The sequence below is a fragment of the Neolewinella xylanilytica genome, from assembly GCF_002934605.1.
Classification (GTDB): domain Bacteria; phylum Bacteroidota; class Bacteroidia; order Chitinophagales; family Saprospiraceae; genus Neolewinella; species Neolewinella xylanilytica.
Genome location: NZ_PTJC01000005.1, coordinates 2144513 through 2165372, shown reverse-complemented (window position 1 = coordinate 2165372; position 20860 = coordinate 2144513). Strand labels below are relative to the sequence as shown.

The following is a 20860-nucleotide window of genomic DNA, read 5'->3' as shown; positions in this document are numbered from 1 at the left end:
TTATCATCGATGTTCCACCACCATTCGTCGAAGGAGTTGGTCCCCTACCCCTTCCCGGTTGAGTTTTGTGGACGTATCGCTTTACCGGCTACCCCAACGACCATGATCCACCACTACTATCGATTGTTTGCAATACTATTTTTCACCTGCGCCGCCGCCGCCCTCGCCGCCCAAGAAACCGCATCGGTTGCCGGCAGCTTGCGGGTAGCCGATGCGCCGGCGGAATTTGCTAACGTGCTGCTGTTGCAGGCCACCGATTCCGCCGTCATCAAATTGGAACTGGCCGACGCATCGGGCACCTTTCGCTTCGCCGGCCTCCAACCCGGCGACTACTTCATCCGCACCACCGGTATCGGAATGCCACAAACCGATCACCCGGCTTTCGGCCTGGCAGCGGGAATGGAACTTCAACTTCCCGTCTACACCCTCTACGCCACGGCCACGGACCTGGCCACGATCGAAGTGACGGCCAAGAAGCCCTTCCTGGAGCAGAAAGCCGGCCGCCTGGTAGTCAACGTCGACCAATCGATTACCGGTCAGGGGGGCTCGGTGGTCGACTTACTTAAGAAAGTGCCGGGCATCGTCGTAGCCGGCGATCGAATTGCCATGGCGGGCAAATCCGGCCTCACCATCCTGATCGACGGCCGACCGACGAAGTACCTGGACATCAACAGCCTGCTCCGCGACATGCCCGCCGACAACATCAAATCGATCGAGGTGATCAGCCAACCCGGCGCCGCCTACGACGCGGAAGGCAACGGGGGCGTGATCAACATCGTACTCAAAAAGAACAGCCTGCTGGGCACCAACGGACAAGTGTACATCGGTGGTGGCTACGGCGAGCGCGCCAAATACCGGGCCGGAGCCGAACTCAGCCACCAGAGCGGGCCGCTGAACCTCACCGGCGGCGTCAGCTACAATCACCAGGAATGGATCGAAGGCCTGGACCTCGTTCGCCGCTTCGACGATCGTACCTACGTCCAGGAAAACGACGGCTACGGCGTGCCAAACAGCTACAGTCTCCGGCTGGGAGCGGACTACGACCTCAACGATCGCCACCGCATCGGGGTCAACGGACAGTACGGCTTCGGCCAGAGCCCCAGTTTCGGAGAAAACCTCACCCGGATCACCCGGCCGGAAAGCAGCACCCCCATCACCCGCTTCGTAACCTACCGGGAACGCCAACGCGAGTGGAACAACCTCAACCTGGACGGCTACTACCGCATCAAACTCGATACCAGCGGCCAGGAACTCACCTTCGATGGCAGCGTCAACACCTTTGCGCGGGACACCCGAATTACCCTCCGCACCGAAGGCAGCGACGACTACCCCGACCGGCTGAACCTCGAACCCAGCGACGCCCGGATCTTTAGCGGGCGGGTCGATTACCGCAAGCCGCTTACCGCTTCCCTCCTGCTTACCGCCGGGGCCAAGGCGAGTCACGCCGAGCTGGATAACGAGCTACTAGCCAAGCTCCGGATCAACGGCACACTGGTAACCGATGAAAACCTGAGCAACCGCTACCTATACGACGAGAACATTGCGGCGGCCTACACCGAACTCGGCTGGGAAGCGGGCGACTGGAGCGCCAAAGCCGGACTTCGCTACGAGCACACCCGCATGGAGGGACACAATGTCACGATCGACAGTACAAACCTCCGCAGCTTTGGTCAGTTGTTCCCCAGCCTTAGCGTAAGTGCGCCACTGAAGGGAGCCCTGGGGGTAAGCCTGGCCTACAGCTACCGCATCGAACGCCCCAGCTACTACGATCTCAACCCCTTCATTTCCTACCTGGACCCGCTGACCTACGAAAAGGGTAATCCGTTCCTGCAACCGGAGCTGATCCACAGCGGACAACTATCGGTAACCTACGAAAAACAGCCCTTTCTGAACCTGAGCTACGACTATACCAACGACATCATCGCCGACGTCACCCAGCAGGAAGAAGCTTCGGGCGTGGCCTTCCAAACGACGGTCAACCTCGACCGCTACGTACGCTACGGCGGCAGCCTGTTCTTCCCCCTCGACTGGATTGGTAAATCCATCAGCGGTTACGGTGGGGCCATGCTCTACTACAACGATTATACCAGCGATTTTCTCGGAGGCAACCTCGACCAGGATCAGTGGAGCGTCACCGGCTTTATGCAGATGGACATCCGCCTGCCAAAGGATTGGAAATTTCAGATCAACGGATGGTACCAGGGCTCCGGACTGGATGGCATCATCCGCTACGAACCGATGTACGGGCTCGACGCGGGGCTGCAGAAGGACTTCCTCGACGATCGCCTGAACCTCATCCTGAGCGGTGAGGGCATCGTCCAGCAATTCTTCCGGGGAGAGATCCGGTACCAGCAGCAGGATATGGACATTTTGTCCACCTGGGAGGCGCCCGTCTTTTCCGCGAAGGTGACCTACAAATTCGGTAACCGCTTCCTTACGAAGCGGGAAGCACGCGATAGTGCGAGCCAGGAGGAACGGGGCAGGATCGGAGATTAAGCTGCCGCGCAAATAAGAACGGCCCCTCCGCAAGCGAAGGGGCCGAATTGCCGGGTCGGGGGGGAATGCGAATTAACCCAGCTTTCTCTTAATGTAAGCAGGCAGGCGGCCTTCCTCGTCTAACTCTACGAGTTTTTCCAGGAGTTCGTCCGAACCGAGCGCCTCCTTGTTATCCTTGTAGTAGGCAATGACGCTCCGGATGCCGGCCAAATTGGCTTTGTCTACGTTCGGAACGGGGTGAGCAACTACGAATTCGAGGTAACCGGCCATAAACATGGGCACCGACTCGCCGTACTGCAGAAAGGGCATCTTGTCTTCGAGCGTGAGATCGATTTCCGCGCTCCGGTTGATCCACCAGCCGAGGTAATTCGCGGCCTGCTTGCGTCGGCCGGCATTTTTCTTGGCGGGGCTATCCTGGAGAAAGTAAACGTACTCCATGAGCTTGTAATCCTCGTCGGAAAGCTCCCCGTTGTCGGTGGTCACCCGGGTTGCCTTGGCGGTGGATAAGACCGGATCGCGATCCGGCTTATCGACGTCCACGGAGGCGTACACATCGGAATCTTGCGCCATGGCAAAGGAGGTGAGGAAAACTGCAAAAGCAGTGAGTAATAGGTTTTTCATGAGATTCGCTTTGTAGATCAACGCGATTATCGCGCGATCCCGGGTGCGTTAACATTTATAACCGGTACGGATATCCGGGTCGCCGGAACCCTAATCCGGGGCGGCACCGACGGCTACCGCTCCACTAACCCCAACGACCTTTCCGCTTAAAAGGGGCCAGGGCGCCAACCACGCGGGTGTAGACGGTCGGATAAAACTACGGATCGCAATTGCTGATTTTTCGTCGGTCTTCGGCTACTTCCGTGCCTGTTCCTTCTCTACGTCCGCAACTTCGGCTTCCGCTTCCTTGGCACGTTCCTTCTCGATCTTTTCGAGTTCCTTAGTGACCAATTTGGCAAGTTTGTCTTTCTCCTCCAGCTTGACCAACTTATCCATCTGCTTGTCGCGACCGAACACGTCGATGTTGTCGAGGTAGTATTCGGCTACGCTACGCAACGCGGTAAGATTTTTGTTGTATTCGTCCGCCTCCGTGTCCTGCAGATCCAGCTTGGCGTAGCTACCCATAAAAATCGCCATGGATTCCCCGTACTTCAGGTAGGGCATGGTGAAGGGAAGTAGCTCCACGGTGACGTCGGGAGTACCGCTTAGCCATTTTACGAGGTAGGAAACCGCCTCCTTGCGGCGCGATTCGTAGACGTCGGCCGGAAAGCGGCGCAGGTGATCGATGACTTCGACCACTTTTTCGTTCTGGGCCGTATAGTCCGCCGCGCTGCGGTAAGTCACGTTCGGGATGGAAATTTCCTGGGCGAAGGAAAATGCACTGTAAAAAATGCCCAGGGCAAGTAGGTAGTTTTTCATGAGTTGGGGTTACTATGCCCCTTTAACGACCCCACCCTGGAATATTGGACACGTTAAGGGAATAATTTCCCCCGCCTACCGCGAAAACCTGACCTCCGCCAGCCCATCGTAGTACGACTGCAGCTCCGTTCCGTAAGGCAGTTTGGTTTTGACGCGCACGGGTACGGTCAGGGTGAGGGTGCTCCCGTCGTAGCCATCGATGAACTGGTGGCGCCGGTGCTGGGTGGTTTCGTCGGATAGGATGAAGAAGTTGCGGTCCGGGCTCAGGCTCCAGCTTCCCCGCGTCAGTACGCGGTCGCCACAAAACATAGTAAAGCCCCCCTCCTCCCGAAATTCAAAATCCAACTGTCCGGCCTCCCCCGCTTCAATACCGCCAAGCCGCCAAAAGTCTTCCAGGTAGGCATATTGCAGTGCTTCCCGGGCGGGCTCCGGCGTAAGGAGCTCGGTGGTGATGTTCGATCGGTTCATCAGGTTGACCAACTCGCGCGCACCGATCCCTTCGGGCAGCGGAGAGACCTGCTCCGTCAGCTCGTAGGGGCCGCTCAGGTAGGTGTAGTCCGCGCCGCCGTCGTAGTTCATGTGAACTTGCGGGGCGCCGCTTTCGTCGCCGGAGAACAGCAGCACCCCGCGTCGTCCTTCGGTGAGGTCCGGGCGGTAGGGAAAATAGACGGGTATGGACGCATATGCACTGCGATTCCCCATCCCGCCGGCAATCCGGGAAATTCGCCCGCTACTGTCGGTGAGGGTGTACAGCTGGACGCGGGTTTCCTGCACCGCGTCCGCCGTAGGCGGCGCTTCGAAATACGCATAGTAGGCTTGGCCGTCAATGGCAAACCGGTAGGTCTTACCCGTAGCGGATTCGGCCAGAGGATTCGTGGCCAGTTCGTCGATCAGCTCGTACCGCTGCCGCCCGATGATGCCAGAGCTGTCGCGCAGCACGGCCACCAAGGAGCTGTCCGGCCGCCGGTCGTACACCATATATTGGGGATCGCCGAAGGTCGCGAGGCTGTCCCCCGCGTAGGCCGGCAAGCGTTCTCCGTGGCCGTGAAACGGTGAAAAGAGGTGGGCGGTGTCCCGGTCGATCCGCAGCCGAAAACCCGCGTAGCTGCCGCCTATCTGGAGGTAGCCCAAGGGCTTTCCCTCGGTGAGCACGTAATCCTTCCCCGGCACCATCACCTCGGCCGGGCTATCGGGCGGCCCGCAGGCTACCAGCGAAAGACAGCCGAAAAGGAAAAAGATTTCGTAGGTACGCATCGTGTCTGAATATAGGGTTCGGGGGCCTTATTTCAAGTCCCCGCTTTCGGTGGTATGGTAAAATTTGACGTCGACCAGTGGATGATAGTACGATCGCAACCGCACGCCCCGGGGTCGTTCCGTTTCCACGTCCAGCGGCAGAGGGAATGCCAGGAAGCTTTCGTTGTAGTCCGAAATGAGCGTCAAGCCTTCCGCCTGCATACCGGGGGTTAGAAAAAAGAAAAAATTCCGATCGGGAGAAATCGACCAGCGACCCTGCCGGGCGATCCGCTCACCGGCAAACAGGGTAAAAGCACCATCCGCGGTGAATGCAATATCGATACCCGCCACCTCGGCGCGCTTAAGTACCGGATCGTGTTCCCGCACCTCAACCTGGTAGGCAATACCGATGGAATCCGGTTCCGCGGGTAGTTCGCCGACCACCATGCGGCTCCGGTTTAGTAAGTCCAGGATCGCCATTTCGTCCATCTCCTCGGGTAGAAGGGATGGATAGGGCTCCAGGTGATAGACCGCCACCGGCTCCGCATTTATGGTATCGCGGCCCAGGACGTAAAGCGCCGGCTTCCCGTCTGCCGACTGGCCGGTAACCGCTAGTTTCGGTCGCATGAGCGCTTCGTCCTCCCCGCCGGGAAGTAGGAACGACGTGTACACTCGCTCCCCTTCCACCATTCCAAAGCCGTACGTCCGCTCGGCCACCTGACGTCCGTCGCTTTCGTCTATTTGCAGTAACTGCGACTGAAGTATCCGCATAGATGCTTTGTCGCGCTGACCGCCGATGTCGGCCAGGTGCACCACCCAGTTGCCGGTGTCCCGCACTATCCGGTAGGTATGCCCCACCAAATCCGTCGGCCAGCCGCCCTGCGGTATGGCGTCCACGGCGCGATAGCGCTGTTGGTATATCTGGGCGGGGGTGTGCAGGGTGGCGCTTAGGGTCGAATCGGACTCGGGGATATAGCTCAAGTACACGGAGTCGGTCGTCTCCTGCGCTCCGTCCGCCAAAATAGCCGCCAAGGTCTGGGAGTACTCGGTGAAGGGGTTGTAGATCCGCGCGCTGTCTCCCGAGATTTCCAGGCGCAGCATACCGTACCTGCCGCCCTCGTTCAGGAATTCCAGCGGTCGGACCTCGGTAAGGGCGTAGACCCGGTCGGGCGGCAAGGCGCCGGGGTCGGATTCGGGCGCCGGAGCGCAGGAGAAAACGAAAACCGGGAACAGCAGGGCAACGCCCGAAGCAGGTGACATGGGTAGGTGTTAGAATGGGCAACGGGCATCTTGTCTTCAACAAGATACCCGTTGCTGCCATTTTGGCGTGCGAGCGACGGATTTTGTCGTCCTTCGCCGCGCTTACGGCTTCTCCTGTCCCTTTTGCACGGCGGCTTTAGGACTGGCGAAACCGAGATCGGCCTTGCCGCCGACCGGCTTCATCGGCTTCGTTTTGAATACGCCTTTGCCGTCGAAGCTAACGCCTTCGCTCCACCGGCCGGTGGGCGGCGGTACGCTGTCGTCCTTGGCCGTCGTGTAGAAGGTGTAGTTGTAGTCGGCGAGTTCCTCTTCCTGGGGAAAGTTATTGGGAATGGGGTGGTTGTCCCTTCCACCCAGTTCCTCCCAGGCGGCCATCCACTGGTTTTGGTGCATGGTGTCGCGGGCGATGAGGAACCGGAGCATGTCCTTCATCCCTTTGTCGTCGGTCATCTTGAAGAGCTGGACAGCGAGCATCCGCCCGGTGCTTTCCGCCATGGCATTGGACAGCATATCGGCGGCGACGTTGCCGCTGGCGTAGACGTGGCTGCAATCGAAGGGATTGCCACTGGCGTCCACCGGCATGGCGGCCATGCAGGTCGTGATGGCATGCTGGATGTTCATACCGCCCATGGTGGCGCGCATGATGGGGTCGTTGGCGGCTTTCTCCTGCTCGAGGGGCGCGCCTTCCAGATTGAGGGCGACGGCCGTGGCGAGCATTTCAATGTGGGCCATCTCTTCGGTACCGGTTTCGAGGAGCATGTCGCGGTACTTGGCCGGGCCGCGCGACCCCCAGGCCTGGAAAAGGTATTGCAGGCAGACGCGAATTTCGCCCTGGATGCCGCCGATGGCCTGCTGGAGCGCTTTGGCGAAGAGGGGGTCGGGCTTGTCGACCTTTACGTGGTATTGGAGTTTACCTCCGTCGTGGTAGAACATGGGTTTGTATTTGAGAATGAGGAATACCTGCGTAAGCCGGATCGCCGGTCACGATGTTCTCCCGTAAGCATTGTTAGGTTGCATAACAATTGGTTCCCGGCTCCGCGGGCCGCATATTGGATGCCCCGCCCCGATCCGGGTGGCGATTTTAGTGCACCGATCTCTTTGGTAGCCTTTCTATCTTACCGCGATGATCGCCGACCTTCCCGCTTCCTTTTCCACCGCCGCCGAGCTCGTTATTCAGCGGCTAGACCCCGAGCACCCGGTGCACGAAATGGCCGCTAATGCCCGCAAACTGGCCCAGGCGATGATCGAGCGGGGGGATGCTTGTCCGGCCGGAGAGGACGCCGATCCCACCGACCTGGAATGCCGGCTAATCCATTTCGAGTGGGCGGAACGGGCGAAACACTTTTTACTCCTCTACCGCGATGTGCAACTGCAACTGCAGATCGCATCGCTGATGGTCCGCGAAAACAAGGCCGAAGCGGCAACGGTAAACGATCTGTACCGCCGATCGCGGGAAGCGCTCCGTGCCGCCCTGGAAGAATGGGAGACCGACCATGGCACCCGGCTCGACGCCCTGCAACGGAACGATCGTAACCGTAAGAAACAACTCCGTGCCTGGAAGCTGCAGCACAATCCGTGGCCGCTGTACCGCCACCAGTTGGATAAGATCGCCGGCCAGTCCGAATCGCTCGCGGAAGAGTACGACCGCCTCACGAACCAGTCCGACCACCTCGCTAAAGTCCGGGAGCTGGTGGAAGAAGCCATCGCCGGTAGCCGCGCCACCCTGGAGCAATCGAAGGAACGCGCTAATGAAATCGTCCGCTTTATCAAACAGGAAGACGCCACCCCGGAACGGCCCGGGGTCATCGCCGCCAAAATGGAGGATTACGTGGCCGAAGATCCGGGCGCTACCCGACTGGACCGCTACACCAACGCGATCACCGCCGGCCTGGCCCGACTGAGCGAACAGCAGCGGGTTACCGTAGCCTCCGAGCAAGGAATCCTCCGGTTCAAGGAGATCAATTTTCGCCGCGCTACGGATCAGTGGGTAAGCGCCCAGATCATGCCGCTGCTCTACGAAATGTGGGAGCTCAGCGCCCAGATGCGCAATGGGTTGAACGTGGCCACCGCGAACGTCCGCAACCGAACCATCCTGTTAGCCAGTGAGATCAAGGCCGGCAACGAGGTCGACTTCGACAACCACCAGCTCGCGCAACCGCTGGCTACCTACCTGGAGAAAACCACCGAACTCCAGGCGGAGTATCAGGCGCTCCGGCAACGCGTGGAACACCTTATCTACACCGACCTCGAACTAGCCTCGGCTTACCGAAGCGTTCCCGGCTTCCTGCCGCTGCCCCTCCAACGGGGCATCAACGCCTTCACCCGCAAACAGGGACGGGTGCTCGGGCAGGTCGGGGAATGGTTCGGCAAATATGCCAGCGGACTGAACCGCCGCATCGGCGAAGCCACCCGGGAAGAGAAGCTCAGCCTAGCGGAAAAAACCGTGCGCGTAGTGCGACAGCGGACGCTTTCGGCCCAGAACAGTTCCTACACCAATATTCTCATCACCCGGGGCTACATCGGAGAATCCTTCCTCGTGGGCCGCGACAAGGAAACGGACCACCTGCGGGAACTCGTCGAAAACTGGCAGTTCGGTTACCGTGGCGCCGTGGCCCTCACCGGTGAGCGCCTGGCGGGAAAGACGCTCTTCGGCGAATTGGTCACCAATCGCTTCTTTCCCGACGATACCATTCGGCTGCAACCCCATGCCACCGTAACCGTCCAGGGGCGACGGACCAAAACTACCGGAGACCTCGAGGCGGCCCTCAGCTTCGTACAGAAGTATACCCTGCAGTCCCGGCCGCTGGTCTGGATCGACGACCTGGAGACCTGGACGGATAAAGCCACCACCTTCGCCGCCAACGTGCGGGCGATGGGCAGACACATCGACGATTACTCCGGCCGGATCTTCTACCTGGTTTCCACTAGCAATGCGGTCTACAATCACCTGAGTCGGTACCTGGATATCGACCGGGTTTTTCAGTCGGAAATCAATTTGGACAATTTCTCCCTCCCCGACATGGAGCAGGCCGTTCGCATCCGCCACGGGGCCACCCACAAATTGCTGGTGGACGAAGACGGTGAAATTCTCAGCGACGCCCACTTTGCCAAACTGGTGCGCCGAATTTACCGAGCGACCGATGGCAACGTCGGCGATACCATCAATCGCTGGGCTTACTACACCCGACGCTTCGACGACGACCGCGTCTATCAGCCCCGGGAGCGCCGGTACGCCTTGCCGGGCTTCCTTTCTCCCGACACCGCTACGCTGCTCTCCACGATCCTGCTCGAAAAAAGGACGCGGGATTATCGGCTCCGTAAGCTGTTCGGTCCGGCCTATCAGGAACGGTACGCCAGCATTTTGCAGCGGCTGATCCGCATCGGCTTGGTCACCCGTATCGCCGACGGTTCGCTGGAGATCACGGAGAGCGTGGTCAACGACGTCGGCCGACAGCTAGAAGCCGAAGCCTACTTAACCTATACCCGCTAACCCATGGAGTACCGCTTGCTGCCCCTATTTAACTGGATGGACCTGCTGCTCGGGGCTGTCGTCCTGTACGGCGTATACGTGCTCCTGTACCTGCTCCGTGACCGGCTGGGAAAAACAAAACGCCCCGAAGGCTTTCGGGCCCGGGCCTTCAACGTGCTGGCAGCGGCCCTGCTGCTCTACGAACCGACGGCAGCCCTGGTACTGATCGTGATCTTCGTGTTCATCAACCCGGGTGTTCACGGACTGGTCACCTTGCTGATCGTCGCGGCGGGGTTTTCCCGCCTTCGCGATTACCTGAGTGGAAGAATCGTCCTCTTCACTCCCCTGATCAGCGTGGGAAAACGCATGAAGACCGAACGGTACACGGGGGTTATTTCCCGTATTAACCGCATCGGACTTTATCTGCAAACGGGAGAGGGGCTGCACTTCGTCAATTACACCTCGTTGCTGACGCAGGGATACTCGCTCATAACCGGCAAGGACATCGGAGGGTACTATCAGTTGGTGCTTACGCCGCCCGAGGACCGGGAAGATCCGCTGGAGGAACTTGCCGACCGGTTGACCACCACGCCGTACCTCGACCGCAGTTTCCGCCCGGAACTGGCCTACGCCGAATACGGTCAAGATCGCATCCACGCCCGCCTTTCCGTGCGGGAGGAAAAACATCTCACCGAACTTCTCGCCCTTCTACAGGAATGGGGATACCCCGCCACCATAGCACAGCGCTAACCTTATCAAGAACGCACCATGCAGCAAATCGATCCATACATCCTGATAATGGAGGCTTCGGTCATCATCATCCTCTCTTTTTTCTTCAGCGAGGTGGCCAAGCGGACGAATATCCCCTCCGTACTGATGCTGATCATTCTCGGTATCGTGGCGAAGTTTGGCCTGGATGCGGCGGGCTTGGGCAATTTGAATTTCTTCCCGATCCTGCAAATCCTCGGCATCGTCGGCCTGATCATGATCGTGCTGGAGGCCGCACTGGAACTTAAGCTGGAGCGGGATAAATACCTGTCGATCGGAAAGGCGCTCGTGGTTGCCGCCCTGGGGCTGGTGGCCTCCACTTGGGTGGCGGCGATTATCCTGCAATACTTTATCGACGGCATGTCAAGCGAGGTAGCCTGGCTGTACGCTACCCCGTTGTCCATTTTATCGAGCGCCATCATTATTCCGAGCGTAACCGGACTGAAGGGTGCCAAGCGGGAGTTCCATATCTACGAAAGCACCTTTTCCGACATCCTCGGCATCATGTTATTCTATTTTTTACTGAGCCAGACGCCCGTCCCGGTCGCCCCGGAAGAAGGCCTCGAAGTGATCGAACACCACGCGAGTGGCTTGGCTTACCTGGGCAATATTCTCGTCACCATCGCCGCATCCGTGGTCGCGAGCTACGCCATCGTACTGATCTTTCAGAATATCAAAAGCCACGTTAAGCTCTTTCTGTTGATCGCCGTGCTGTTGCTGCTTTACTCGCTCGGCAAGATGGCTCACCTTTCCTCGCTGATCATCATCCTGATTTTCGGGCTGATTATCGCGAATATGCGGCTCTTCTTCAGGGGACCACTCAAGAAATGGCTCAATTACAAGAAGGCATTGCACATCTACGAAGACCTCCACGTCGTCACGGTGGAGACGGCATTCGTGGTGCGTACCTTCTTCTTCGTGATCTTCGGGGTCACCATTTCCCTGGCTTCCCTCCTCAGTGTTGACGTGGCCATCGTCAGTCTTCTGATTATCCTCAGTATTTACCTGATCCGCTTTGTCCTGTTGCGGATATTTATCGGCGCGGACCTTTTCCCCCAACTCTTCGTTGCTCCGAGGGGGCTGATCACGATACTGTTGTTTTACAGTATTCCGCAACAACTAGAGGTCGCTAACTTCGAACCCGGCATTTTGCTCTTTATCATCATCGGTACCAGCCTCATCATGACACTGGCCATGGTGGTGGACAAAAAGCGGACGACCTCCGCCATCCGTAAAGTGGCCAGCGAACCGATCGGTTACGAACGCTGGAAAGCCCCGAGCCTGGAAGACGAGGTGGTCACTAAAGAAGCGAAGCACTAGGGTTACACCGTTTTATTCCTCCCCAAACGATCTGTATCTATGAAGTATCCCTCAAAATGGTGGATCGTGCCCGGGGCGCTCCTCGCGGTGGCTGCGGCGGCCTACTTCATGGGCCCCGCCCTAGACCCACCCGAATACAGCACGACCCTGCCCAAGCTGCCGGAACTGGGTGAACTGGAGGATTTCATTCAACGGCGGGAACGGGATGCCCCTACCCGTCAGAACAATGAAGCCCGTATCGTATGGGCGGATGCTACCCACGCAGTTACGGAATACGCCTTCGTTTACCTGCACGGCTTCGGAGCCAGCTACCGCGATGGCTTCCCCGTCAACGTGAACGTACCGGCTATTTTCGGCGCTAATGTTTACCTGAGCCGTTGGTCCGGGCACGGACTCCTTCCGGACGATGCACTGGAGTTGTTTACCGCCGAACGCGCCTGGGAGGATGCTAAGACCGCCCTCCTTATCGGCCAACGGATCGGGAAGAAGGTCATTTTGTTTTCCACCTCTACTGGCGGAACCCTATCGTTACAGCTGGCAGCTACCTATCCCGAACGGGTGCACGCCATGATCAACATCGGCCCCAACGTGGAAGACGATCAACCGGGGGCGTCGCTGCTGATGTCGCCCTGGGGACACGAGTTGGCCCATCTGGCCGCTTTGGGGCAGAATCGAAAGATAACCCACGACGAACCCGAGGCAGCCCAGTATTTCGACACGATTTATCCAGCGGAAGCGCTGGTACAGCTGCAGATCCTGGTCCAAACCACCATGCGCGACACCACCTTTGAATCCATCGAGTGTCCGGTCCTTACGCTCTACTACAAGGAAAATTTCTTCCAGAAGGATCAGCACGTGGAGGTTACCCGCTTACCCGAGATCCAGGATCTGTTCGTTACGCCCGAAGACAAAAAACAGCTCATTACCCTGCCGACACCCAAAAGCCACTTTATGGCCAGCGATATTAAGTCCGAAGACTGGATGGCGACGCAGCGCGTGATCGTCGAATTTTGCCGGAGCGTCCTGGGCATGGAACCCCTACATTCCGTCGATTACGTGGCGAACGCTCCCTGTCTCTAGCAACCGCCGACGGGCTTCCTCGTAGGGCAGGCCGGTGGATTCCACGATCATTTTCGTCCCCCGATCCACGAGTTTGGCATTGCTGAGCTTCATGTCCACCATGCGGTTGTCCTTCACCCGACCGAGCCGGATCATGACCGAAGTCGTGATCATATTCAGGATCAGCTTCTGGGCGGTACCGCTTTTCATCCGCGTACTTCCCGTTACGATTTCCGGGCCCACCACCGCCACGATGGGATGCTGGCAAACCTCGGTCACTGGGGCACCCGGGTTACAGGTAACGCAGCCCGTCAGTAGCCCGGCTTCCCCCGCCCGTTGGAGTCCGCCGATTACGTAAGGAGTCGTCCCGGAAGCGGCGATTCCGATGAGGGTGTCGTCTGTATTGGGCGCATAGGGCTCCAGGTCCTTCCAAGCTTGTGCCTCGCTGTCTTCGGCCGATTCCACGGCGTCCCTCAGGGCACGGTCGCCACCGGCGATGAGCCCGATCACCAGGCCCGGTGGTACGCCATAGGTCGGCGGGCATTCGCTGGCATCGAGGACTCCGAGCCGCCCACTGGTACCGGCTCCGATGTAGAAGAGCCGCCCGCCCCTTTCCATACGGGGCACGATCGCCTCTACCAGGTCCGTGAGGGGGGCAATGCAATCTCCTACCGCGGGAGCTACCAGCCGGTCCTGTTCGTTGATAAGGGTGAGCAGTTCCCCGGCGGAACGCGTTTCCAGGTCTCGATAGGGTCCGGGTTGTTCGGTGATGCGCATGGCGTACGTTAATTGTCCGCCGCTAAGAACGCCTCTTTTGTCGGAATAGCGATATCGTGGCCAGACAGCCCTTCCGTGAAGGCACGTACTTCGGCGCCCAGCGCCTCCACCTGTCGGTGTAATTCCTCCCCTTCCGTGCGCTGACTCGCCGACGGGCGACCGGGGAAGGAGGAGACGGCCGAATAAAGCTGACTGACCTTTTCGCCGATCTTTTCGCCTTCGTCTACGTAGCCGTCACCACCGGTAAAGACGATGTTAGCCTGTAGCGCCGCCGCCCGCTGGGCCAAATCGCTTAGGTCGGCTTCCTTTGCCTGTTTCCAGACCCGTTCGAGTACTTCGTGGAGGTAGGCTAGTTCCTCCGAGTCGCTGAAGAGCTGCATCAGCAGGGCGTACTGGTCTGCACGGGCGTTTTCCGTATAGGGTGATTCCGGATCCACGGCGAGAACGATCTCCGTCTGAAACGTATCGCGACCTTTGACCAATGCTACCTGGTAGGCTCCGGCGGGCAGGCGAGGTCCGTACATCGTACCAAATTGGGCCGACCGATTATCACTCGGCGGAGCTTTGGGTTTTTCCAGGGTCGTGGGTAGCGATACGACATTAAGTCCCGCACCCTTACCGGCCTGGAGCGTGCGGATCAGCTTCCCCTCATGGTAGATGTTCACGAACATCTTTCCAAAAGTGTGACGCCTGTTTGCATAGTAGAGAATGTTCAGGTCATCACTTGGATTCGGACCGCGGTACATACCCCCTCCTCCGTATTCGTTTCCACCTGCGGCCCCGCGCTCAGAAAAAAAGAAAGTGTCGCGCTCCAGGAAGGTGATGGGTGCTGCGTCGAGACCGGGTCCTACCTGTCGCAGCGCTTCGAGGTCATCGAGAATGATGACGCCGCGGCCGTGGGTTGCCAGGATCAGGTCTCCCTGTTCGGGATGAATGACCATGTCGCGGATGCCCACCTGCGGAACCTGGTTACGAAAGGGCGCCCAGCTGTCACCGCCGTCCAGGCTGAGGTACAGCCCAAATTCCGTTCCCAGGTAAAGCAAAGTAGGCTGCTTGGGATCCTGACGGACGCTCAGGGCGTAACCGCGCACGGCCTCACCGTTCAGCCGCTCCCAGTTTTGCCCGGCATCGGTGGTCCGGTAGAGGTATGTCGCCATATCTCCCCGCCGGTGGTTATCGAAGGTGACGAGCGCAGTGCGGGAGTCGTGTGGACTGGCGTCGATGAAGGTGACCCAGCTGCCCTGCGGCGGTCCTTCGGACGCGGGGTTGACCAGGTTCCAACTGTCACCGCCGTCGAGCGTCACCTGTAGGTTCCCGTCGTCCGTTCCGGCCCAGATGATGTTCGGATCGCTTGGACTCTCGGCCACGGCGTAAACGGTGGTGTGGTTCTCGGCGCCGGAGTTGTCGATACTCAGTCCCCCACTCTTCCATTGCTGTTGCAGACTGGTATCATTGGTGGTCAGGTCCGGACTTATGCGCTGCCAGCTATCCCCCGCATCGGTGCTCAGAAAGAGGTATTGGCTGGCAAAGTAGAGTCGCTCGCCGTCCGCGCTCAGGTGCAGCGGAGCACTCCAGTTGAACCGCAATTCACCAGCTTCCGTGTCCGGATACGGCGTGATGCTTTTGGCACGCCCGGTGCGCTCGTCAAACCGGGCCAGGTTCCCCCCCTGGTATTCGCTGAACACATAGTGCGTTTGCGTGGGATGCCGGAAGCTGTAAAAACCGTCGCCGCCGAGCGTCTTCCGCCAATCCGAATTCTGTATCCCCCCGGGCTGGCTACTGGGGCCGTACCAACTCCCGTTGTCCTGCAGGCCACCGTAGATGCGGTAGGGATCGGCATTATCCACCGAGACATGGTAGAACTGGCTGACGGGGAGGTTCTGCCACATCTTGAAGGTGTACCCCCGATCGAAGCTTTCGTAAACGCCCCCGTCCGTCGCTACCAGGATGTGCCGGCCGTCGGCTGGGTCGATGTAGATATCGTGAGCATCGGAATGCACGCTTTGGTCGAAAGTCCGCCAGCTGTTACCGGCGTCCTGAGTGATGACCGCACTGAGGCCACATTTAACGACAATGCTGTCGTTCGAGGGATCGACCGCAAGCTGCGCGAAGTAGAACGGACGGATCTGATTGGGGAAGGTACGGTCGACTAACGACCACGTATCGCCTCCGTCTTCGCTCCGGTACAAGCCTTTGGTTTCCTTGCTTCCGGTTTCCACGCTGGCGTAGACGACCTCACCGTTGCCCGGGGCAACGGCAACCCCGATGCGCCCCAGGGTCTCGGCGGGCAGCCCCTCCGAAAGCAGTTCCCAGCTTTCCCCGCCGTCGCGGCTCCGGTAAAGGCCGGATCGACCGGTGAAGCCCGAATCGAAGGTGTGGGGATAGCGGCGGTGGCTCCACATGGCGGCGAATAGGATATTCGGATCCTCGGGGTGCATACTCAAGCTGGCTGCTCCGGTGGCTTCATCCAGGTAAAGCACCCGGTCCCAATCCGCCCCGCCGTTGGTAGACCGAAAGACACCCCGTTGGGTCCCATCGCTCCACAGCGGACCGAGTGCGGCCACGTAAAGGGTGTCCGGATGCTTGGGGTGCACCACGATGGCTGCGATCCGCTCGGTGGAGTCCAGCCCTATGTGTTGCCAGCGATTGCCGCCGTCGCGGCTCCGGTAAACACCGTCTCCGATGCTGACGCTATTTCGCACCCACGGCTCCCCCGTACCGACGTAGACCGTTTGCGGATCGGCGGGAGCCAAGGCAATCGCTCCGATGCTTTGCACGTGATCGTCAAAGACGGGTTGGAGGGTAGCGCCGTTATTGGTGGTTTTCCACACGCCGCCGCCCCCGGCTCCGATGTAGACGGTGGCGGCGTCCCCGGGATGGACGGCAAGGCAACTGACCCTACCGCTCATGGTGGCGGGGCCGATTTGCCGGGCGCGCAAATCACCGAAGTGGGCGGTCGTGGTGGCAAAATCCGATTGCGCAGAGAGCAGCCCGGACAGGCAGAGCCCGCCGAATAACAAAATCGATCGCATAATACAAGGAGTGAGTGCGGTAGCGGTCCGCGTACGCTTGGAGGAGTTCGGACGATTGCCTACATACTATCCTTGGAGAAGAAGTTCTCCGGTAGCTCGGGATTGATGTTGGCGCTTTCGAAGGTCATGGACATGATGGTCTGTCCGTTCATTTTATTCTCCATGTACATGGGTACGACCAGGTTTTCGACTTCCTGGTAGTCGCTCAGGTAGGTTTCCATGGTCATCCCTTTCATCTGCCCCCCCTCGCTGACAAAGGACATCATAACGGGAACCATCGTCTCGGTATCGAAATAGTAGGTGCGATCGAAGCCCTCGTCGTTCGTGACGCGGACGCCGTAGGTCGGGGCGCCTTCGATTTCGCGGCCTTCTACGTTTTCCAGGGTATACCCACGGGCTTCGGTGTCGACGAACACGTCCAGGAACGGACTGGACGTGAGGTCGGCGGCCTCTTCCGCGGACATTTCCTTGGGTTCGGTGATGCCCTGCATGGGGAAGTACATCCAGGCGGTGGTTCCGTCGTAGGCCTGCACCATCTTATTACCCTGAATGTTCATTTCCACCCGAGTCTTGTCGCCCATCGCGGAAGTCACCGTGAGGGGAAACGCCATCCCCTGCATGTTAGCCTTGCCTTCAAATTGGTAGGCCTGCAAGGATTTCCAGGCATCGGCGCCACCGATGGTTTCTAAGTAAGCCGTGGCTATTTCCTCGGCGGGGGGGGCGTCCGTTACCGATTGGGCAGCGAGTGGCAGCATAACGACCCAGGTGAGGAAGACGATAATTAGATTTTTCAAAATAGGCGGGTTTGCGTGGTCGCTCGGATCACTTTGATTGAATGGCGTGGAAGATAAGGTCGATCTCCGCACCGATGGCTTCGCTTCGATGAACGACGGTATATTTTCGATCTACTCCTTTCTGCTCCGGCTCCGACTTTGGTGTTCTATCTTTGCCAAAAGCCCTTCGTGGAGCCTGAGTCGCATTTCGATAGTTATTTTAAATCGGCTTTCACGGTCGACAACGTCATCTTCGGATTCGACGAGGGCGCGCTGAAGGTGCTCCTCATTCGCCGAAACGAGGCACCGTTCGAGGATTGTTGGGCACTGCCGGGCCACTTCGTGCGCCAGAACGAGGACCTCGACGAGGCCGCCCGGCGCGTACTATGGGAAATGACCGGGCTCGAAAACGTCTACCTGGAGCAGCTGTTCACCTTCGGAGCACCAGGCCGGCATGCGTACGGGCGGGTCATCACCGTAGCGTATTACAGCTTGGTCAAGATCGCCGACTTCACGCCGCAGGCACTGACGCTCACTCGGGAGGTAGCGTGGCACGATCTGACCACCCTGGGCGAACTCGCTTTCGACCACAACGAAATCATCGTTACGGCGAGAGACCAGTTGCAACGGTCTATTCGCAACCGGCCGGTTGGATTCGAGCTGCTACCACCGGAATTTACGCTCACCCAGCTCCAGCACCTCTACGAATCGATTTGGGAAACCAAGCTCGAAAAACGGAACTTCCGGAAGAAAATACTGTCCATGGACTTGATCCTCCCCCTCAACCGAACGCAGAAGGGAGTCAGTCACCGCCCCGCGCGGCTGTACCGATTCGACGAGACCCGGTACCGGAAATTAACCCGCGAAGGATTCAATTTCGAGGTAAAGGGCTAATCTCCTTTCCAACAAGGCAGAACATGCCGATATGGCGTGACAATGTTTCCGTAATGTCGAATGGCCCTACATTTGCCCGCTTAACCGCGTGAGAAAATTTTTTAAAAGTATGAGTCAGAAGAAACCCGACGACCCCATCGTCGACGACGAAATGTTGTCGCACAGTGATGCCGCTCCGGAAGAACACACCATCGAGGGTGATCTTAAATCCGATAAGGACCTGCAGGAAGACATTCCTGACACCATAGATCTAGACGAACTGCAACAGCGGCTGGAGGAAAAAGAGGACCGGTACCTCCGTCTTTACGCCGAGTTCGATAATTATAAGCGCCGCACGCAACGCGAGCGCCTGGAGATGATGGATACCGCCGGTAGCAAAACCATGAAAGCCCTGCTACCCGTACTGGACGATTTCGACCGTGCCGCTCAGCTCGCCGAAAAGGACGAGCAAACCGCGGAAATATGGAATAATGGCATCGGCCTGGTACATAAAAAATTGCTGTCCGCGTTAGCTTCCCAGGGCCTCAAGCCGATGGAAAGCACCGGAAAAGATTACGATTCCGATCTCTTCGAAGCCGTAACCGAGATTCCCCATCCTGATATGAGTGGCAAGGTAGTCGACACCTTAGAGCGTGGCTACACCCTGAACGGCCGCATTATTCGCCACGCGAAAGTGGTCGTGGGCAAGTAAGCCGCACCCCTTTCCAGCACAATTTTAAGAGCATAGCCTTATGGCAAGAGATTATTACGAGATCCTTGGCGTTGATCGAAACGCGGACTCCGACACCCTGAAGAAATCCTACCGAAAACTCGCGATGAAGTATCACCCGGACCGAAATCCGGGCGACACCGCAGCCGAAGAGAAGTTCAAGGAAGCCGCCGAAGCGTACGATGTCCTCAACGACAGCGACAAACGCGCGCGTTACGACCGCTTCGGTCACGCCGGCGTTAACGGTCAGGGCGGCTACGGAGGCGGCCCCGGCGGCATGACCATGGAAGACATCATGTCCCAATTCGGCGACATGTTCGGCGACGGGGGTGGCGCATTCGGCTCGTTTTTCGGCGGTGGCGGTGCCGGCGGCGCCCGGCGGCAGCCCCGCGGAGAACGCGGATCCAACCTGCGGATCAAAGTTCCCCTTACGCTGGAGGAGATCGCCGAAGGCGTCACCAAACGCATCAAGGTGAAGCGGCAAAAGGTATGCGACGTATGTGACGGAAGCGGCGCAAAGGATGCGAGCAGCGTGGAAACTTGCCGTACCTGCGGTGGCGCGGGTGTGGTGCGGCAGGTCCGGTCGACCTTCATCGGACAAATGGCCACCACCACTACCTGTCCGACCTGTTCCGGTACCGGCACCCAGATCAAGGCTACCTGTAACAACTGCAAAGGCGACGGCCGGGTCTATGGGGAGGATACCATTGAAGTGAATATTCCCGCGGGCGTCGAGGAAGGAATGCAACTAAGTATGCGCGGCAAAGGCAATGCCGGCCGCCGCGGTGGCCCCCCTGGCGATCTGCTCATCAACGTGCAGGAAAAGCCCCACGAGGAGTTACAGCGCGACGGGCAAAAGCTGATTTACGATCTGTACCTCAACTTCGCCGATGCCGCCCTGGGCACTTCGGTCGAAGTACCGACCATCGCCGGACGCGTTAAGATCAAGGTGCCTGCGGGCACGCAATCCGGAAAGATCTTCCGCCTGCGCGGTAAGGGGTTGCCCGCCCTCCAGAGCCACCATCGCGGCGACCAGCTGATTCACGTCAACCTCTGGACGCCGAAGACCCTCACCCGCGAAGAGACCGAACTGCTCGAACGGATGCGGGGGATGGAAAACTTCGATCCCAAACTGGAAAAGGGAGACAAAGGCTTTTTCGAACGCATGAAGGAGTACTTCACGTGAGCAGGTATGCATTCGCTATCCTGATCGCTCTTTTACTCGCCTCCTGCGGGTCGGATGTAGTTTATCAGCAACAGCAAGCCTTCGGCCCCGGAGGGTGGCGGTACGCCGACAGCGTAGATTTCGCTTTCCCAGTAACCGATACCGCCGGTAGCTACGACCTCGTGCTCACCGTCGATCACGGCCAGCAATTTGCCAATCAAAATTTCTACGTTCACCTGAATACCCACCTACCCGACGGTACCGTGCTCAGTCAACCGCTTTCCCTCGAACTGGCCGATAAGTTTGGGGAATGGTACGGCGATTGTAATTCCGGAGGCTGCGTTACGAATATATCGATTCAGGAAGGTACCCGCTTCACCCAAACCGGTGACCACCGCCTGGTGGTGAGTCAGTTTTCCCGTCAGGACCCGCTGCCGGAAATTACCGCTCTCGGCTTCCGTATCGTAAAGCGTTGAGCCGGGTGGC

17 protein-coding genes are annotated in these 20860 nt (G+C 58.7%); 9 read left to right on the top strand and 8 right to left on the bottom strand.

Features of this window, described 5'->3' with window-relative positions:
* Positions 1–102: 102 nt before the first annotated feature.
* Positions 103–2496 carry an outer membrane beta-barrel protein gene (locus CLV84_RS08410; protein WP_104419268.1) on the top strand — a complete coding sequence of 798 codons (2394 nt, stop codon included), beginning with the start codon at positions 103–105 and terminating at the stop codon, positions 2494–2496.
* Positions 2497–2568: 72 nt separating this feature from the next.
* Here CLV84_RS08410 and CLV84_RS08405 read toward each other — a convergent pair whose 3' ends face one another.
* The 5 genes from CLV84_RS08405 to CLV84_RS08385 form a co-directional block, all read right to left on the bottom strand.
* Positions 2569–3117, bottom strand: coding sequence for a hypothetical protein (locus CLV84_RS08405; RefSeq protein ID WP_146088756.1), 549 nt, complete (start codon positions 3115–3117; stop codon positions 2569–2571).
* A 234-nt stretch (positions 3118–3351) separates the two neighbouring features.
* Positions 3352–3915, bottom strand: coding sequence for a hypothetical protein (locus CLV84_RS08400; RefSeq protein WP_104419266.1), 564 nt, complete (start codon positions 3913–3915; stop codon positions 3352–3354).
* Between the two features lie 75 nt (positions 3916–3990).
* A complete protein-coding gene (locus CLV84_RS08395; RefSeq protein WP_104419265.1) occupies positions 3991–5169 on the bottom strand; it encodes a hypothetical protein in 1179 nt (392 codons plus the stop codon).
* A gap of 27 nt (positions 5170–5196) precedes the next feature.
* Positions 5197–6408 carry a hypothetical protein gene (locus CLV84_RS08390; RefSeq protein WP_104419264.1) on the bottom strand — a complete coding sequence of 404 codons (1212 nt, stop codon included), beginning with the start codon at positions 6406–6408 and terminating at the stop codon, positions 5197–5199.
* Between the two features lie 102 nt (positions 6409–6510).
* A complete protein-coding gene (locus CLV84_RS08385; RefSeq protein WP_104419263.1) occupies positions 6511–7341 on the bottom strand; it encodes a manganese catalase family protein in 831 nt (276 codons plus the stop codon).
* A gap of 190 nt (positions 7342–7531) precedes the next feature.
* Here CLV84_RS08385 and CLV84_RS08380 point away from each other — a divergent pair, with 190 nt between their 5' ends.
* From CLV84_RS08380 to CLV84_RS08365, 4 genes are read left to right on the top strand one after another with little or no spacing between them, the layout of a single operon-like run.
* Positions 7532–9898 (top strand): hypothetical protein, encoded by a 2367-nt coding sequence (locus CLV84_RS08380; RefSeq protein ID WP_104419262.1) that lies wholly within the window; start codon positions 7532–7534, stop codon positions 9896–9898.
* 3 nt (positions 9899–9901) lie between these two features.
* Positions 9902–10627 (top strand): hypothetical protein, encoded by a 726-nt coding sequence (locus tag CLV84_RS08375; protein ID WP_104419261.1) that lies wholly within the window; start codon positions 9902–9904, stop codon positions 10625–10627.
* 18 nt (positions 10628–10645) lie between these two features.
* Positions 10646–11965, top strand: a complete 1320-nt coding sequence (locus tag CLV84_RS08370; protein ID WP_104419260.1) for a cation:proton antiporter domain-containing protein — start codon at positions 10646–10648, stop codon at positions 11963–11965.
* Between the two features lie 39 nt (positions 11966–12004).
* Positions 12005–13045, top strand: a complete 1041-nt coding sequence (locus tag CLV84_RS08365) for an alpha/beta hydrolase (protein ID WP_104419259.1) — start codon at positions 12005–12007, stop codon at positions 13043–13045.
* Here the strand turns inward: CLV84_RS08365 and murQ are convergent.
* The 3 genes from murQ to CLV84_RS08350 are packed head-to-tail and all read right to left on the bottom strand — an operon-like array spanning position 13004 to position 17627.
* Positions 13004–13801: an N-acetylmuramic acid 6-phosphate etherase gene (gene murQ / locus CLV84_RS08360; RefSeq protein ID WP_104419258.1), complete on the bottom strand. Its 798-nt coding sequence runs from the start codon at positions 13799–13801 to the stop codon at positions 13004–13006. The two genes, CLV84_RS08365 and murQ, sit on opposite strands and share 42 nt — an antisense overlap.
* Positions 13802–13809: 8 nt before the next feature.
* Positions 13810–16833 carry a WD40/YVTN/BNR-like repeat-containing protein gene (locus tag CLV84_RS08355; RefSeq protein ID WP_104419257.1) on the bottom strand — a complete coding sequence of 1008 codons (3024 nt, stop codon included), beginning with the start codon at positions 16831–16833 and terminating at the stop codon, positions 13810–13812.
* Positions 16834–16892: 59 nt separating this feature from the next.
* Complete coding sequence (locus CLV84_RS08350; protein WP_146088755.1) at positions 16893–17627, bottom strand: outer membrane lipoprotein-sorting protein; 735 nt, start codon at positions 17625–17627, stop codon at positions 16893–16895.
* 168 nt (positions 17628–17795) lie between these two features.
* Here CLV84_RS08350 and CLV84_RS08345 point away from each other — a divergent pair, with 168 nt between their 5' ends.
* From CLV84_RS08345 to CLV84_RS08330, 4 genes are all read left to right on the top strand, one after another.
* Positions 17796–18500 carry an NUDIX hydrolase gene (locus CLV84_RS08345; RefSeq protein ID WP_104419545.1) on the top strand — a complete coding sequence of 235 codons (705 nt, stop codon included), beginning with the start codon at positions 17796–17798 and terminating at the stop codon, positions 18498–18500.
* A 109-nt stretch (positions 18501–18609) separates the two neighbouring features.
* Positions 18610–19191, top strand: a complete 582-nt coding sequence (locus CLV84_RS08340) for a nucleotide exchange factor GrpE (protein ID WP_211295203.1) — start codon at positions 18610–18612, stop codon at positions 19189–19191.
* Between the two features lie 40 nt (positions 19192–19231).
* The gene (gene dnaJ, locus CLV84_RS08335; protein WP_104419255.1) at positions 19232–20395 is read left to right on the top strand and encodes a molecular chaperone DnaJ; all 1164 of its coding nucleotides are present in this window, start codon (positions 19232–19234) and stop codon (positions 20393–20395) included.
* The gene (locus CLV84_RS08330) at positions 20392–20850 is read left to right on the top strand and encodes a gliding motility lipoprotein GldH (RefSeq protein ID WP_104419254.1); all 459 of its coding nucleotides are present in this window, start codon (positions 20392–20394) and stop codon (positions 20848–20850) included. The genes dnaJ and CLV84_RS08330 overlap by 4 nt, the downstream gene beginning before the upstream one ends.
* Positions 20851–20860 lie beyond the last annotated feature (10 nt).